At 67.2% G+C, this 16,389-nt stretch carries 16 protein-coding genes; 11 read left to right on the top strand and 5 right to left on the bottom strand.

What is annotated here, in order from left to right; translation table 11 throughout:
• Positions 1-6 precede the first annotated feature (6 nt).
• Positions 7-831, top strand: coding sequence for an amidohydrolase family protein (locus tag A5692_RS01335; RefSeq protein WP_068051304.1), 825 nt, complete (start codon positions 7-9; stop codon positions 829-831).
• Positions 828-2,378 (top strand): acetolactate synthase large subunit, encoded by a 1,551-nt coding sequence (locus A5692_RS01330; protein WP_068051302.1) that lies wholly within the window; start codon positions 828-830, stop codon positions 2,376-2,378. The genes A5692_RS01335 and A5692_RS01330 overlap by 4 nt, the downstream gene beginning before the upstream one ends.
• Here the strand turns inward: A5692_RS01330 and A5692_RS01325 are convergent.
• The 5 genes from A5692_RS01325 to A5692_RS01310 all read right to left on the bottom strand — a co-directional run bounded on the left by A5692_RS01325 (position 2,364) and on the right by A5692_RS01310 (position 7,266).
• A complete protein-coding gene (locus tag A5692_RS01325) occupies positions 2,364-3,077 on the bottom strand; it encodes a serine hydrolase (protein WP_068051301.1) in 714 nt (237 codons plus the stop codon). The two genes, A5692_RS01330 and A5692_RS01325, sit on opposite strands and share 15 nt — an antisense overlap.
• Positions 3,078-3,188: 111 nt before the next feature.
• Positions 3,189-3,398: a hypothetical protein gene (locus A5692_RS27860; protein ID WP_231984141.1), complete on the bottom strand. Its 210-nt coding sequence runs from the start codon at positions 3,396-3,398 to the stop codon at positions 3,189-3,191.
• Positions 3,399-3,408: 10 nt separating this feature from the next.
• Complete coding sequence (fadD17, locus tag A5692_RS01320) at positions 3,409-4,944, bottom strand: long-chain-fatty-acid--CoA ligase FadD17 (RefSeq protein ID WP_156765868.1); 1,536 nt, start codon at positions 4,942-4,944, stop codon at positions 3,409-3,411.
• Between the two features lie 14 nt (positions 4,945-4,958).
• The gene (locus A5692_RS01315) at positions 4,959-6,056 is read right to left on the bottom strand and encodes an acyl-CoA dehydrogenase family protein (RefSeq protein WP_068051297.1); all 1,098 of its coding nucleotides are present in this window, start codon (positions 6,054-6,056) and stop codon (positions 4,959-4,961) included.
• 28 nt (positions 6,057-6,084) lie between these two features.
• Complete coding sequence (locus A5692_RS01310; RefSeq protein WP_068051295.1) at positions 6,085-7,266, bottom strand: acyl-CoA dehydrogenase; 1,182 nt, start codon at positions 7,264-7,266, stop codon at positions 6,085-6,087.
• A 201-nt stretch (positions 7,267-7,467) separates the two neighbouring features.
• Between A5692_RS01310 and A5692_RS01305 the strand changes: the two genes are divergently transcribed.
• The 9 genes from A5692_RS01305 to A5692_RS01265 all read left to right on the top strand — a co-directional run bounded on the left by A5692_RS01305 (position 7,468) and on the right by A5692_RS01265 (position 16,380).
• Complete coding sequence (locus A5692_RS01305) at positions 7,468-7,659, top strand: ferredoxin (RefSeq protein WP_067922954.1); 192 nt, start codon at positions 7,468-7,470, stop codon at positions 7,657-7,659.
• Between the two features lie 43 nt (positions 7,660-7,702).
• On the top strand, positions 7,703-8,617 hold the full coding sequence (locus A5692_RS01300; protein WP_068051293.1) for a 3-oxoacyl-ACP reductase: 915 nt from the start codon (positions 7,703-7,705) through the stop codon (positions 8,615-8,617).
• A gap of 236 nt (positions 8,618-8,853) precedes the next feature.
• The gene (locus tag A5692_RS01295) at positions 8,854-9,618 is read left to right on the top strand and encodes an ABC transporter permease (RefSeq protein ID WP_068051291.1); all 765 of its coding nucleotides are present in this window, start codon (positions 8,854-8,856) and stop codon (positions 9,616-9,618) included.
• 7 nt (positions 9,619-9,625) lie between these two features.
• The gene (locus tag A5692_RS01290; protein ID WP_065442814.1) at positions 9,626-10,468 is read left to right on the top strand and encodes an ABC transporter permease; all 843 of its coding nucleotides are present in this window, start codon (positions 9,626-9,628) and stop codon (positions 10,466-10,468) included.
• Between the two features lie 19 nt (positions 10,469-10,487).
• On the top strand, positions 10,488-11,690 hold the full coding sequence (locus A5692_RS01285) for an MCE family protein (RefSeq protein ID WP_068051290.1): 1,203 nt from the start codon (positions 10,488-10,490) through the stop codon (positions 11,688-11,690).
• The gene (locus A5692_RS01280; RefSeq protein WP_068051288.1) at positions 11,690-12,742 is read left to right on the top strand and encodes a virulence factor Mce family protein; all 1,053 of its coding nucleotides are present in this window, start codon (positions 11,690-11,692) and stop codon (positions 12,740-12,742) included. The genes A5692_RS01285 and A5692_RS01280 overlap by 1 nt, the downstream gene beginning before the upstream one ends.
• Positions 12,732-13,796, top strand: coding sequence for a virulence factor Mce family protein (locus tag A5692_RS01275; RefSeq protein ID WP_068051287.1), 1,065 nt, complete (start codon positions 12,732-12,734; stop codon positions 13,794-13,796). The genes A5692_RS01280 and A5692_RS01275 overlap by 11 nt, the downstream gene beginning before the upstream one ends.
• Positions 13,793-15,226, top strand: a complete 1,434-nt coding sequence (locus A5692_RS01270; RefSeq protein ID WP_068051285.1) for a virulence factor Mce family protein — start codon at positions 13,793-13,795, stop codon at positions 15,224-15,226. Before A5692_RS01275 ends, A5692_RS01270 begins: the two co-directional genes overlap by 4 nt.
• On the top strand, positions 15,226-16,380 hold the full coding sequence (locus A5692_RS01265) for an MCE family protein (RefSeq protein ID WP_068051283.1): 1,155 nt from the start codon (positions 15,226-15,228) through the stop codon (positions 16,378-16,380). The genes A5692_RS01270 and A5692_RS01265 overlap by 1 nt, the downstream gene beginning before the upstream one ends.
• Positions 16,381-16,389: the final 9 nt, after the last annotated feature.

Genomic DNA, 16,389 nt, shown 5'->3' with positions numbered 1-16,389 from the left:
ATCTCGATGACGGTCGACGTGTGGATGCAGCATCCGACTGCGCGGTTCCTGCGCAGCGACATGCTGGCGTCGCTGCGCCGCTGGACCGGTGATTCCATACCGGACGCCGACGTGCCGATCGAGGCGAGCATCGCGACGATGGACGCGGCCGACGTGCGCTTCGGCCTGCTCAGCGCGTGGCGCGGTCCCGGTGGCCAGGACCTGATCTCCAACGACGAGGTTGCCGACTGGATCAACCTGCATCCGAAGCGGTTTGGCGGGCTGGCCACGGTCGACCTCGATCGCCCGATGGAAGCGGTTCGCGAACTGCGGCGCCGCGTTCGAGCGGGGTTCCTGGGCCTGCGGGTGGTGCCCTGGCTGTGGAACGCGCCGCCCACCGATCGCCGCTACTATCCACTCTTCGCCGAATGCGTGGAGCTGGGCGTGCCGTTTTGCACACAGGTGGGACACACCGGCCCGCTGCGCCCGTCGGAGACCGGCCGCCCGATTCCCTACATCGACCAGGTCGCCCTCGACTTCCCCGAGTTGGTGATCGTGTGCGGCCACGTCGGTTATCCCTGGACCGAGGAGATGGTCGCCGTCGCCCGCAAGCACCCCAACGTCTACATCGACACCTCCGCTTACACCTTGCGGCGGTTGCCACCGGAGCTGGTGCGGTTCATGAAAACCGGGACCGGACAACGCAAAGTGTTGTTCGGCACCAACTACCCGATGGTGACCCACGCGCACGCCCTGGCCGGGTTGGCGGACCTGGGCCTGACCGACGAGGGCCGCCGAGACTTCTTGTACGGCAACGCCGAGCGCGTTTTCACACTGGAGGCAATCACGTGAACGGTGCCCAGGCCCTGATCAACACCCTGGTCGACGGCGGCGTCGACGTGTGCTTCGCCAACCCGGGCACCTCGGAGATGCACTTCGTGGCCGCCCTGGACACCGTCCCGCGGATGCGCGGCGTGCTGGCGCTGTTCGAGGGTGTGGCGACCGGTGCAGCCGACGGGTACGCCCGCATCGCCGGGCGCCCGGCGGCGGTGTTGCTCCACCTGGGGCCCGGCCTGGGCAACGGCCTGGCGAACCTGCACAACGCCCGGCGCGCCCAGGTGCCGATGGTGGTGGTCGTCGGCGACCACGCCACGTATCACAAAAAGTACGACGCCCCACTGGAATCGGACATCGACGCGCTCGCCGGCACGGTCTCGGGGTGGGTGCGCCGCACCGAACACACCGCGGACGTCGCGTCCGACGCCGCCGAGGCGATCGCCGCCAGCCGCTCCGGCCCGCGAATCTCGACGCTGATCCTGCCCGCCGACGTGTCCTGGTCGGAGGGTGCGCAAGCCGCGGGCGCCGTGGCCGCGGAACCACCGGGAGCCGAGCCGCGGTTGGCGTTCGAGGTGGCCGAGGTGCTGCGGTCGGGAGACCCCACGGTGCTCATGATCGGCGGCGACGCCACTCGCGGTCCCGGACTTGCCGCCGCGGTTCGGATCGCTCAGGCGACCGGGGCCCGGCTGCTCTGCGAAACGTTCCCGACGCGGCTGGAGCGCGGCGCTGGCGTCCCCGCCGTCGAGCGGCTGGCCTATTTCGCCGAGGCCGCCACCGCCCAGCTGGACGGTGCCAAGCATCTGGTGCTGGCGGGGGCCAAGTCGCCGGTGTCCTTCTTCGCCTACCCGGGCATGCCCAGCGACCTGGTCCCGACCGGCTGCGAGGTGCATCTGCTCGCCGGGCACAGCGGTGCCGCGGAGGCGCTGGCCGCCCTGGCCGACGAGGTGGCGCCCGGAACCGTTGCGCCGGTAGCGGATGCCGCACGGCCGCAGCTGCCGACGGGCGCGCTGACGTCCGCGTCGGCGGCCGACGTGATCGGGGCGCTGCTGCCGGAAAGGGCGATCGTGGTCGACGAGTCGAACACCTCCGGTGTGCTGCTCGCCCAGGCCACGGCGGGGGCTCCGGCCCACGACTGGCTGACCCTGACCGGCGGGGCGATCGGGTACGGCATCCCGGCCGCCGTGGGTGCCGCGGTGGCCGCCCCCGACCGCCCGGTGCTCTGCCTGGAATCCGACGGGTCGGCGATGTACACGATCTCGGGATTGTGGACTCAGGCGCGCGAGAACCTCAACGTGACCACCGTGCTCTACGACAACAGCGCCTACGACATCCTGCGGATCGAGTTGGCGCGGGTGGGCGCCGGATCGGCCCCCGGGCCCAAGGCCCTGGACCTACTCGACTTGTCTCGTCCCACCATGGATTTCGTCAAGATCAGCGAGGGCATGGGAGTGCCGGCCCGCCGGGTCAACACCGCCGAGGAACTCGGCGACGCGCTGCGTCATGCCTTGAGCGAAGCCGGGCCGCACCTGATCGACGCCGTGGTGCCGTCAATAACGGGCTAGGCCGGGAAGCCGGCTGAGTACCCACTCCGACATCGCGTTGAGGACATCGACGCCCGTCTCCAACACGCCGTCGTGAACCTTGGCCGCCAGGGCCACGCCCCACTGTCCCGACGGCGTGGGCACGATCCCGAACTGACGCACCAAGTAGTCGCCGTGCGTCCCGGGCCCCCAACCGCCCTTGGCCGCATACCCTTTGGCGGCCAGCCCCCAGCGATGGCCGCTGGTGAGCCGCTGCATCAGGTCGAGGACGTCGGCGGAACCGGGGATAGCAGGCAGCTCGGCGGCGAAGCGGGCCTGCCGCTGCAGAGTCCACTGCGTTTGGCCGAAAGCGGTATACCCGCGCCGAAGCCGACGCGATTCGACCACGGTGGCGGTGTCGCCGCCCTCGGCGATCACCCCCTGCACCCGCCGTGCCGCTTCCGCCGGATCGCCCAGGTGTGACCACAATTGCTCGGACGCGCGGTTGTCGGATTCCGTGATGGCTTTGACCGCGAGGTCTTTGGCGCGCAACCAATCACTGCGCAGCGCCGCGATCGCCAACGGCACCTTGATGGTCGACCACGCGACGCCGGACCACCAGCGGCCGAGTGAGTAGGTGCGATCCGGTCGGGCGATCGCGACCCCGACGTCCGCCGGCACCGCGGCGGACAGCTGTTCGAAGCTCGCTTCGAGCGCGGTCTCCAGGGGCCGGGAAGTCATGGGCTGACCGGACCCACCATCGCGTCTCCTTCGGTCCCGACGTGTCTGTGCCGTGTCGCATTATCGTCGACGGTCTTAACGCGCGGTGCGACGAGGGTGACGGCGCGCCGCTTAGCCGGGCGGCGGCAGCGGCGGAAGTGGCGGTGCCTCCGGCGGGGGAGGCTCCCAGGTGTCACGTTCCGGCGTCTGCGGCGCGTACACCAGCGGGGGCGGCGGAGGCAGGGGCGGCGGCGGTGGCGCCGGCTCCCCCGCGGCGGAACCGGCACCAACGCCGAGCGCCGCGGCACCGAGGGAGGCAAGCAGGGCCGACCCCGCGATCAACTTTCGGATTCTAGGCACGCGTTGACGCTCCTCTTCCCGTTTGCGGCTGGATCCGCACCACGGGATCGTCGCAGTCCACGCCCTGCGCCGCCAACTGACGCTTGAGCACCTTGAAGGTCACCGTACGCGGAAGTAGGGCGCTGACCCGCACGTATGACGGCCACTGCTTGGGCCCGAGGTCGGGCTGCTCGCCGAGGAAGGCGCGGAACTTCTCGGCATCGAACTCCGCCCCGGGCGCCATGACCACGGCGGCCATCACCTGGTCGCCGACGACCGGGTCCGGCACCGCGTACACGGCCACCTCCGTCACGTCGGGGTAGCGCAGCAGCACCCGCTCGATCGGTGCGGCGCCCAGGTTTTCGCCGTCGACGCGCATCCAATCGCCGAGCCGTCCTGCGAAGTACGCATAGCCGGCGTCGTCTCGGTAGGCGAGGTCGCCGGTGTGGTACACGCCGCCCGCCATCCGCTCGGCCTCGGCGGCCTCGTCGTTGTAGTAACCCTCGAAACGGCCCGGCCCGGCGGTGTTCACCAGCTCGCCCACCACGCCCGGTGCGCAGGGTTCGCCGGTGTCGGGGTCGACGATCTCGACGCCCTCGGGCAACGGCCCCAGCGCGCCGTCCGGGGTGTCGGGGGTGCGGGCGATCGCGACCCCGCCCTCGGTGGAACCGAACCCGTCCTGCACCACGCAGCCGAACCGGCGGGCGAAGCGTTCGACATCGCGGGGCACGCCCTCGTTGCCGTACACCGCCCGCAGCGGGTTGTCCGCATCGTCGGGCCGCTCCGGCGTGGTCAGCACATAGGACAGGGGCTTGCCGACATAGTTGGCGTAGGTGGCGCCGAATCGGCGGACATCCGGCAGGAAGTTGGAGGCGGAGAACTTGCGCCGCAACGCCAATGAGCCTCGACAGGCCGCCGCCACCGCCCAGCCGACCAGCACCGCGTTGGAATGGAACAGCGGCATCGACACATAGCAGACGTCGTCGCGCCCGAGGTCGAAGCGCTGTGTCATCGTCACCCCCGCGATGGCGACCTTGCCGTGGCTGCACTTCACCGCTTTCGGCTCACCGCTGGTCCCCGAGGTGAAGATGAGCATGAAAAGGTCTGTGGCCGTAGCGGATTGGAAAAGCGGCTCGGCATCCCGATGCGCGGACACCTCATCGGCCCACTCGGCGGAATCGACGTTCACGTGGGCGATGTCGCCTAGCGCGGCGGCCGAATTGGAGTCGGCCAGCACCACCTGGCAATCGGCGTGGGCGATGTCGCGAGCCAGCGCGGCGCCACGGCGCACCGGGTTGAGTCCCACCGGCACGATCCCGGACATGCCGGCCGCCGTCAGCATCGCCGAGAAAAACGGGGTGTTCTCCAGCAGCACCCCGACGTGCGGCGGCTTCGCCGGGTCCAGGCGATCACGCAGCGCCGCCGCGATCGCGGCACCGTGGCGCAGGTGATCGCGCCAGCTGGTAAAGGAGTCCTCGAAGTAGACGCCCCGGTCGTCGATCTCGGCCAGCGGCACCAGCAGTTTGGTGACCGTCGGATCCGCAGGCAGGTTCAATGCCGCGCCTAGGCGGGGGTTTCGGCCAGCTCGCGGCCGATGCGGCGCAGCTGACCGGTGGCGCCGCCCAACGCGAACTCGGCCTCTTTGGCGGCCAGGAAGTAGCGGTGCACCGGGTGATCGGTGTCGACGCCGACGCCGCCGTGCACGTGCACGATGGTGTGCGCTACCCGGTGTCCTGCGTCGGCGGCCCAGAACGCGGCGCTGGCCACGTCGATGTCGGCGGGGACATCCTCGGAGACCTTCCAGGCCGCCTGGGTGAGCGTGAGACGCAAGCCCTTGACGTCGATGTAGCCGTCGGCCAGCCGCTGTGACACCGCCTGGAAGCTGCCGATCGGGCGGTCGAACTGCTCGCGCTCGCGGGCGTATTCGGCGGTGAGCTGCAATCCGCGGTCCAGCACTCCGAGCTGAAAAGCGCTGCGGCCCAAGGCGGCAAGGGTGTCGAGCCAGACGACCACCTCGGCGCCGCCGACCATCCGGGCGCCGTCCACCTCCGCGCCGTCCAGCGCCAGGTGTCCGACGCTGCCCAGGCCGGTGGTCTCCAGCGGGCTCACCGCGACCCCGGGATCACCGGCGGTGACCAGGAAAACTGCGGTCCCGGAATCGGTCTCGGCCGGAACGAGGAACGCGTCGGCCACCGGTCCGAAGCCGACCTGGGTGCGGGTGCCGGTGAGCCGGTAGCCGTCACCGGTGCGGGTGGCCTGCACCGGCCCCTCACCCATCTCGCCCAGGAGCGCGACGGTGAGGATCTTCTCGCCGCTGACCGCCGGGGAACCCCAATCCTGTTGCAGCTCTTCGGTGCCGAACCGCGCCAAAGCTCCGGCGCCCAGCATCACCGATTCCAGGTACGGCACGGCCGCCAACTGGTGACCCAGTGCCACGAGGATGGCGACCTGCTCGAGTACCCCGAAGCCGTCGCCGCCCACCGAGGTGGCCGAGGCGCTGGTCAGGATGCCGGCGTCGACGAGTTTGCCCCACAGCGCGCGGTCGAACCGTTGGTCGAGCTTGTCGAGGTCACGTTGGTGCTCCGGTGTGCACACCGAGTTCACGATCGTGTCGACCAGTCCGCCGAGATCGGTGGCCGCTTCGGTTGTCGAAAAGTCCATCGTTGTTCGTCCTTTAGGGGAGTGGGGCTCAGCGGTTTCGGGGCAGTCCCAGCGCGACCATGCCGATGATGTCGCGCTGCACTTCGTTGGTGCCGCCGCCGAAGGTCAGGATCAGGCACGCGCGGTGCATCCGCTCGACCCGGCCGCGCAGCAGCGCCCCCGGCGAATTCTGGCGCACCGTGGCCGCGGTCCCCAGCACCTCCATCAGCAGCCGGTAAGCCTCGGTGGCCAACTCGGTGCCGTACACCTTGGCCGCCGACGCGTCCGCCGGGTTGAGCGATTCGCCGTCCGACGACGCCAACTCCCAGTTGATCAGCTTCAGCACCTCGGCCTTGGCGTGCACCCGGGCCAGGTTGATCTGCACCCACTCCGAGTCGATCAGCCGGGCGCCGCTGGAATCCTTGGTGTTCTGCGCCCACTCGCGAACCTCGTGCAGCGCGAGGAAGATCGGTTGCGCCGACACCAGGGCGACGCGCTCGTGGTTGAGTTGGTTGGTGACCAGCTTCCAGCCGCCGTTCTCCTCACCGATGAGGTTGGTCACCGGGACCCGCACGTCGGAGTAATAGGTGGCGCTGGTGTCCACACCGGCCATGGTGTGCACCGGCGTCCACGAGAAGCCTTCGGCGGTCGTCGGCACGGTCAGCATCGAGATGCCGCGGTGCTTCTTGGCCTCGGGGTTGGTGCGCACCGCGAGCCAGACCCAGTCGGCGTACGCGATCAGGCTGGTCCACATCTTCTGCCCGTTGATCACGTAGTCGTCGCCGTCGCGGACGGCGGTGGTGCGCAGGTTGGCCAGATCCGTGCCGGCGCCCGGCTCCGAGTAGCCGATGGAGAAGTGCAGTTCGCCGGCGGCGATCTTGGGCAGGAAGAACTTCTTCTGTTCCTCGGTGCCGAACGCCATGATCGTCGGCGCCACGCTGTTGATGGTCAGGAACGGCACCGGCACGCCGGCGATCGCGGCCTCATCGGTGAAGATCAGCGAATCCATCGGGGAGCGGTCCTGGCCCCCGTACTCCTTGGGCCAGTTCAGCGTCAGCCAGCCGTCCTTGCCCATCTGCGCGACGGTGTCGCGGTACGCGGTGCCGGTCCCGACCTCGCCCCCGCCCGAGGAGGTCAGCGCCTCGCGGCGCTCCGGCGTCATGAGCTCGGTGAAGTACGACCGCAACTCGCGACGCAGCTCCTCCTGTTCAGGGGTGTAACTGATGCGCATCCCAGCCGTCCTTTGTTAACGTGATTCGCCTCGATTAGCCGACGTTACTCGGCCGACAACAACCCATTCGTCATCCCGGTTGTAACACGTTCTAGTCTGAGATTCCAGCGACCGTTTCCCCAGCGGTATCGGGGCCCTATGGTGGACCTACATACTGAGGGGGCGTGTCCTCAGGTTGAAGCCAGGTGCAAGGAGGGTGCTGTGCGGGTGATCGTCGACCGTGACCGGTGTGAAGGTAACGCCGTGTGCATGGGAATCGCGCCGGATATCTTCGACTTGGACGACGAGGATTACGCCGTCGTGAAGCTGGACCCGATTCCCCCCGATCAGGAGGAGCTGGCCGAGCGGGCGATCGCCGAATGCCCGCGAGCCGCGCTGCAGCGGGGCGAGTGACCCGAGCCCGAATGCGCCACCAGAAACTAGAGGTATTCATAAATTGACTAGCAGCACGAACGCGACCGATCTCTCCGGAAAGGTCGCGGTGGTGACCGGTGCCGCCGCGGGGCTGGGACGGGCCGAGGCTCTCGGCCTGGCCCGGGCCGGCGCGACCGTCGTCGTCAACGACATCGCCACCGCACTGGATGCCTCCGACGTCATCGACGAGATCAACTCGGCCGGCTCGAAGGCCGTCGCGGTCGCCGGCGACATCAGCCAACGCGCCACCGCCGACGAGCTGGTCGCCCAGGCCGACGGCCTGGGCGGGTTGGACATCGTGGTCAACAACGCGGGGATCACCCGCGACCGGATGCTGTTCAACATGTCCGACGAGGAATGGGATCTGGTCATCGCGGTGCACCTGCGCGGCCACTTCCTGCTGACCCGCAACGCGGCCACCTACTGGCGCTCGAAGGCCAAGGAAGCGGGGGGAACCGTCTTCGGGCGCCTGGTCAACACCGCGTCCGAGGCGGGGCTGGTCGGTCCCGTCGGGCAGGCCAACTATGGCGCCGCCAAGGCCGGAATCATCTCGCTCACCCTGACCGCCGCCCGGGCGCTCGGCCGCTACGGGGTGTGCGCCAACGCGATCTGTCCGCGCGCCCGGACCGCGATGACGGCCGACGTCTTCGGTGCCGTCCCGGAGGTGGAGCCGGGCGGCATCGACCCGCTGTCGCCCGAGCACGTCGTCAGCTTGGTGAAGTTCCTGTCATCGCCGGCGGCCGCAGAAGTCAACGGGCAGGTGTTTATTGTTTACGGGCCGCGGGTGACACTGGTTTCGGCGCCGACGGCGGAGCACCAATTCAGCGCCGACGGGCCGGCCTGGGATCCCGCGCAACTGAGCGCGACGCTGCGCGAGTACTTTGCTGGGCGGGATCCGGAGCAGAACTTTTCCGCGGTCGGACTTATGGAGCAATAACCGTGTGAGGTTACTTGGTGGGGGGGAATCGACAGGTATAACCTGTTTCAGTTTGACACATGACAAGTGCGTCTGACCTGGCAAATTAACGGTTCGGATAAGGAAATGCCGTTCATTGACACCGTTAACTTCTTCTGGGTTAATATGATCCGGCTCACATCGAGCCAGCTACGACCGCGAACGACGCAAAGGCCTGACATAGACTTCGCCGCGAGCAGCCGAGGGGGGTAATCGAGTTGATGCAACAACTTGCTGTTCCCGCCCGCGCCGTCGGCGGGTTCTTCGAAATGATGATCGACACGGGTCGTCAGACTTTTCGACGGCCGTTCCAGCTGAGCGAGTTCCTGGAACAGACGTGGATGATCGCGCGGGTGTCGCTGGTCCCGACCCTGCTGGTGTCGATCCCATTCACCGTGCTGGTGGCGTTCACCCTCAATATCCTCCTGCGCGAAATCGGGGCCGCCGACTTGTCCGGCGCCGGAACGGCTTTCGGCACCATCACCCAGTTGGGCCCGGTGGTGACGGTGCTCGTCGTGGCCGGCGCCGGAGCCACGGCGATCTGTGCCGACCTCGGCGCGCGGACCATCCGCGAGGAGATCGACGCGATGCGGGTGCTCGGCATCGACCCGATCCACCGGCTGGTGGTTCCCCGCGTGCTGGCGTCCACCGTGGTCGCGCTCTTGCTCAACGGTTTGGTGTGCGCCATCGGCTTGTCCGGCGGCTACGTGTTCTCCGTCTTCCTGCAGGGCGTGAATCCGGGCGCGTTCATCAACGGGCTGACCGTCCTGACCGGCCTGCGCGAGCTGGTGCTCGCCGAGGTCAAGGCGCTGCTATTCGGCGTCATGGCCGGGCTGGTCGGCTGCTACCGCGGGCTGACCGTCAAGGGCGGACCCAAGGGCGTCGGCAACGCGGTCAACGAAACCGTGGTCTACGCGTTCATCTGTCTGTTCGTCATCAACGTGGTGATGACCGCCATCGGCGTGCGAATCTCGGCGAAGTGAGTACTCGATGAGCTACGACGTCACCTACCGGCTGCGCAACCTCGCCTCCCGGTTGCAGGAGCCGGTCGATGACTTCGGCGAGCAGGCGCTGTTCTACGGGCAAACCGTCCGCTACGTCCCCAACGCGCTCACCCGCTACCGCAAGGAGACGGTCCGGCTGATCGCCGAGATGACGATGGGCGCGGGAGCGCTCGTCATGATCGGCGGCACCGTCGGCGTCGCCGCCTTCCTGACGCTGGCCTCCGGCGGGGTCATCGCCGTGCAGGGGTATTCGTCGCTGGGCAACATCGGAATCGAGGCGTTGACCGGCTTCCTGTCGGCCTTCCTCAACGTCCGGGTGGTGGCGCCGGTGATCGCGGGCATCGCGCTGGCCGCCACCATCGGCGCCGGTGCCACCGCGCAATTGGGCGCCATGCGGGTGTCCGAGGAGATCGACGCGGTCGAGTGCATGGCGGTGCACTCGGTGTCCTACCTGGTGTCGACCCGGCTGATCGCCGGGCTCATCGCGATCATCCCGTTGTATTCCCTGTCGGTGCTGGCCGCGTTCTTCGCCGCCCGCTTCACCACGGTGTACATCAACGGGCAGTCCAAGGGCCTCTACGACCACTACTTCAACACCTTCCTCATCCCCTCGGATCTGCTGTGGTCGTTCCTGCAGGCGATCGTCATGTCCATCGCGGTGATGCTCGTCCACACCTACTACGGCTACAACGCCAGCGGCGGGCCGGTCGGCGTCGGGATCGCGGTCGGTCAGGCCGTGCGGACCTCGCTGATCGTGGTCGTCGTCATCACATTGTTCATCTCACTCGCTGTCTACGGCGCGTCCGGTAACTTCAACCTCTCCGGGTAAGAGGACCGCTTAAAGGGACATGGCAGAAACAGATACGCGACGCTCACACGTCAGGCTGGCAGCCGCGGTGCTGGCCGGCCTGCTGGTGGCGTTCGCCGCCGTGACTTACCTTTCCTACACAGCGGCTTTCGCCTCGATCGACAACGTCACGGTCTCGGCCCCGCGCGCCGGTCTGGTGATGGAGAAGGGCGCCAAGGTCAAATACCGCGGCATTCAGATCGGCAAGGTCGAGAGCATCGACTACTCCGGTGACCAGGCGCGACTGACGCTCGGCATCAACAGCGACGACATGCACTTCATCCCCTCCAACGCGACGGTGCACATCGCGGGCAACACCATCTTCGGTGCCAAGGCCGTGGAATTCCTTCCGCCGCAGAACCCTTCGCCGACCCCCCTGCGCCCGGACGCCCATGTCGCGGCGTCGGCGGTGCAGCTGGAGGTCAACACGCTGTTCCAGTCGCTGATCGACCTGCTGCACAAGATCGACCCCGTCGAGCTCAACGGCACGTTGAGCGCGCTGTCCGAGGGTCTGCGCGGTCACGGCGACGACTTCGGTGGCATCTTGTCCGGCCTGAACACGCTGACCCAGCAAACTAACCCGAAACTGCCTGCGCTGCAGGAGGACTTCCGTAAGGCGGCGGTCGTCACCAACATCTACGCCGACGCCGCCCCGAACCTGAACACCGTCTTCGACAACCTGCCGACGATCAACAAGACCGTCGTCGACCAGCAGAACAACCTCAACGACACTTTGCTGGCCACCATCGGCCTGGCCAACAACGCCTACGACACGTTGGAGCCGGCCGAACAGAACTTCATCGACGCCATCAACCGGCTGCGGGCCCCGCTGAAGGTGGCCGCCGACTATTCGCCGGAATTCGGCTGCCTGTTCGCCGGCATCGACCGGGGCCTCAAGGAATTTGGACCGATCCTCGGCGTGCGCAAAGCGGGTCTGTTCACATCTTCGAGCTTCGTGCTGGGTGCGCCGGCGTACACCTACCCCGAATCGTTGCCCGTGGTCAATGGCTCCGGGGGCCCGAACTGCCGGGGCCTGCCCGACATTCCGAACAAGCAACACGGTGGATCGTGGTACCGGGCGCCGTTCCTGGTGACCGACAACGCCAACGTTCCGTACGAGCCGTTCACCGAGTTGCAGTTCGACGCGCCCTCGACGCTGCAGTTCCTGTTCCATGGCGCGTTCGCCGAACGGGACGACTTCTGATGGCGGCCGGGGCAATGCCGACGCACCGCTCGATGATGATCAAGGTCAGCATCTTCGCGGTGGCCATGCTGATCGTGTCCGCCGGTCTGGTGGTGGTCTTCGGGGACTTCCGGTTCGGCCCCGAAAGCACCTACCACGCAACGTTCACCGACGTGTCGCGGTTGAAGGCGGGCCAGAAGGTTCGCATCGCCGGGGTGCCGGTCGGGGCCGTGTCCGGCGTGAAGCTCAACCCGGACAACACCATCGACGTGACGTTCGGACTCGACAAGCGGTACACCCTCTATTCCTCCACCCGCGCGGTGATCCGCTACGAAAACCTGGTCGGCGACCGGTATCTGGAGATCACTTCCGGTCCGGGAGAGCTGCGCAAGCTGCCGCCGGGCGCGACGATCAACGCCCAGCACACCCAGCCGGCGCTGGATCTCGACGCGCTGCTGGGCGGCCTGCGACCGGTGCTCAAGGGGCTCGACGCGGACAAGGTCAACACGATCAGCAGCGCCGTCATCGAATTGCTGCAGGGTCAGGGCGGTGCGTTGTCCAACGTGCTGGCCGACACCAGCGCGTTCTCGTCGGCGCTGGGCCAGCGCGACCAACTCATCGGTGACGTCATCAACAACCTGAACACGGTGCTTAAGACCGTCGATGCGCGCAGCGCCCAATTCTCGGCCAGCGTAGACCAGCTGCAGCAGCTGATCAGCGGCCTGGCGAAGAACAAGGACGACATCGCCGGCGCCATTCCGCCGCTGGCCTCCACGACGACGGATCTGACCGAGCTCCTGAAGAATTCGCGGCGGCCGCTGCAGGGCATCCTGGAAAACACCCGGCCGCTGGCCACCGAAATCGACAATCGGAAGGCCGAGGTCAACAACGACGTCGAGCAGCTGGGTGAGGACTACCTGCGGCTGGCGGCGCTGGGCGCCTACGGGTCGTTCTTCAACATCTACTTCTGTTCCGTGACGATCAAGATCAACGGCCCCGCCGGCAGCGACATCCTGCTGCCGCTCGGTGGCCAGGTGGATCCCAGCAAGGGGAGGTGCGCTTTTGTCAAGTAACGCAAAGCGCGAGCGCGATCCGCTGCGCACCGGCATCTTCGGGGTGGTGCTGGTGGTCTGCGTCGTACTCATCGCATTCGGCTATGCGGCGCTACCGTTCTGGCCGCAAGGGAAGATCTACGACGCCTACTTCTCCGACGCCGGCGGCATCAATCCGGGCAATGCGGTGTACGTGTCGGGCCTCAAGGTCGGCAAGGTGACCGCCGTGGGCCTGGCCGGTGACACCGCCAAGATCAGCTTCAGCGTGGACCGGCACGTCACCGTCGGCGACCAGTCGCTGGCCGCGATTCGCACCGACACCATCCTCGGTGAGCGTTCGATCGCGGTGACGCCGGCCGGCAGTGGCAGGTCGACCACGATCCCGCTCAGCCGCACGACCACGCCGTACACGCTCGCCGGCGCGCTCGAGGACCTGGGCTCGAACGCCAGCAACTTGAACAAGCCCCAATTCGAGCAGGCGCTGAACGTCCTGACCGACACGTTGCACGACGCGACTCCCCAGCTGCGCGGCGCGCTCGACGGTGTGACGACGCTGTCGCGCACCCTGAATCGCCGGGACGAGGCGCTGCAAAGCCTGCTGGCGCATGCGAAGTCTGTGACCGGCGTGCTGTCTCAGCGCGCCGACCAAGTCAACAAGCTGGTCGACGACGGCAACGAGTTGTTCGCCGCGCTCGACGAGCGGCGCGCCGCGATCGGACAACTCATCGGGGGGATCCAGGGCCTATCGCAACAGATTTCCGGCTTCGTCGCCGACAACCGCCGTGAATTCGGCCCGGCGCTGAGCAAGCTCAACGACGTGCTGAGCGACCTCAATGAGCGCCGCGACTACATCACCGAGGCCCTCAAGCGGCTACCGACTTACGCCACCGAGCTGGGCGAGGTGGTCGGCTCTGGGCCCGGCTTCAACGTCAACGTCTACGGCGTCATACCCGCGCCGCTGGTCGCGACGATGTTCGACTTCTTCTACCAGCCCGGCAAGATGCCGGCCAGCCTCGCCGATTATCTGCGCGGCCTAATCCAGGAGCGTTGGATCATCAGGCCGAAGTCGCCATGATCAAGCGCTTAGCCGGCAGCCGGGGGCTGCGCTACACCACCGCCATCGCTCTCATCGCGGTGTTGGTGGGCGGCGTGTACGTGTTGTCGTCGACCGGCAATACCCGAAGCATCGTCGGCTATTTCACGTCGGCCGTCGGGCTCTACCCCGGCGACCAGGTCCGGGTTCTCGGGGTCCCGGTCGGCACGATTCGCACGATCGAGCCGCGGCCCTCCGACGTCAAGATCACCATGTCGGTGTCCAAGGACGTGAAGATCCCCAAGGACGCCAAGGCCATCATCATGTCGCCGAATCTGGTGGCGGCCCGGTTCATTCAGTTGACCCCGGCCTACACCGGCGGGGCGGTGCTGCCCGACGGCGCAAGCATCGGCCTCGGCCGCACCGGCGTCCCGGTGGAGTGGGACGAGGTCAAGGAGTCGCTGACCCAACTGGCCGCCCAGCTCGGGCCGACGACCGGGTCGATGCAGGGCCCCTTGGGGCGGGCGATCAACCAGGCGGCGGACACGTTCAACGGCAACGGCGATTCTTTCCACAATGCGCTGCGCGAACTCTCGCAAGCCGCGGGGCGGCTGGGGGATTCACGCAGCGACATCTTCGGCACGGTCAAGAACCTTCAGGTTCTCGTCAATGCGCTGTCGGCCAGCAACGAACAGATCGTGCAGTTTGCCGGAAACGTCGCCTCGGTCTCGCAGGTGCTCGCCGACAGCTCACGCCACCTGGACACGACGCTGGGCACGCTCAACAAGGCGCTCTCCGACATCCGGGGGTTCCTGCATGAAAACAACTCGACGATCATCGACACGGTCAACAACCTCAACGACTTCGCGAAGACCCTGAGCGACCAGAGCGACAACATCGAGCAGGTGCTGCACGTCGCGGGTCCGGGTATCTCGAACTTCTACAACATTTACGACCCGGCGCAGGGCACGCTCAACGGTCTGTTATCCATTCCGGAGTTCGCCAACCCCGTGCAATTCATCTGCGGCGGGTCGTTCGAGACGGCCGCCGGACCGAGGGCACCCGACTACTTCCGGCGTGCGGAACTGTGTCGTGAGCGACTGGGGCCGGTGCTGCGGCGGCTCACGGTGAACTACCCACCCATCATGTTCCACCCGCTCAACACGATCACGGCCTACAAGGGCCAGATCATCTATGACACCCCGGAAACCCAAGCGAAGTCGGCGACCCCGGTCCCGGAGCTGACTTGGATCCCGGCCAACGGCGCCAAGACGCCGCCCGCCGCACAGAACCCGGCCGACCTCCAGGCGTTGCTGGTTCCGCCGGTCCCGCAGTCCGGCCAGGCGCCTGCGCCGGCGCCGGCCTTGGGAAATGCCGGTCCCGCGCCCGGACCCGCGCCGGGGAGCGCCTTCGGCCCCCTGCCGGGGCCCCCGCCAAGCCAAGCACCGCCGGCCGCGGACGGGGGCGGCTGATGCGTCGGATGTGGTTGCGCGGCGGCGCTTTAGCCGCGGGCAGCGCCCTGCTGGCCGGCTGCCAGTTCGGCGGCCTGAACTCGCTGTCGATGCCCGGTACCGCCGGCCATGGCCGCGGCGCCTACTCGATCACTGTCGACCTGCCCGACGTGGCGACGCTGCCGCAGAACTCGCCGGTCATGGTCGACGACGTGACCGTAGGCAGCGTCGCCGGCATTCAGGCTATGCAGCGTTCCGACGGATCGTTTTATGCCGCGGTGAAATTGGCGTTGGACAATCATGTCGTGCTGCCGACCAACGCGACCGCGACGGTCGCCCAGACGTCGCTTTTGGGTTCGATGCACATCGACCTGGCCCGCCCCAAGGACAAACCCGCCGTCGGCCGGCTGACCGACGGGTCGAAGATTTCCGAGTCCAACACCGGCCGCTATCCCACCACCGAGGAGGTGCTGTCTGCCCTTGGTGTCGTGGTGAACAAGGGCAATGTCGGTGCCCTGGAAGAGATCACCGACGAGACCTATCAGGCCGTCGCCGGCCGGCAGAACCAGTTTGTCGACCTGCTGCCCCGACTCGCGGAACTGACCGCCGGACTCAACCGTCAGGTCAACGACATCATCGATGCGGTCGACGGCCTGAACCGATTCTCGGCGAGCCTGGCGCGCGACAAGGACAACCTGGGCCGGGCCCTGGACACCTTGCCCGACGCGATACGCGTGCTCAACAAAAACCGCGAACACATCGTCGAGGCCTTCGCGGCGCTCAAGAAACTCGCGACGGTCACTTCCAACGTGCTCGCGAAAACCAAGGCCGACTTCGCCGCCGACATGAAAGACCTTTACGCGGTGGCCAAGGCCCTCAACGACAACCGAAAGAACTTCGTCACTTCTCTGCAGATCTTGCTGACGTTCCCGTTCCCCAATTACGGCATCAAGCAGGCCGTCCGAGGTGATTACCTCAACGTGTTCACCACCTTCGACCTGACCTTGCGCCGGATCGGCGAAACGTTCTTCACCACGGCATATTTCGATCCGAACATGGCCCACATGGGTGAGATCCTCAATCCGCCCGACTTCTTGACCGGCGAAATGGCCAACCTGTCGGGGCAGGCGGCCGACCCGTTCAAGATCCCGCCCGGCACGGCTTCAGGACAGTAGGAGGCGGCC

Origin of the sequence: Mycobacterium sp. E342, assembly GCF_001667665.1 — a bacterium.
GTDB lineage: Bacteria > Actinomycetota > Actinomycetes > Mycobacteriales > Mycobacteriaceae > Mycobacterium.
This window is presented reverse-complemented; position numbering and strand designations above follow the sequence as displayed.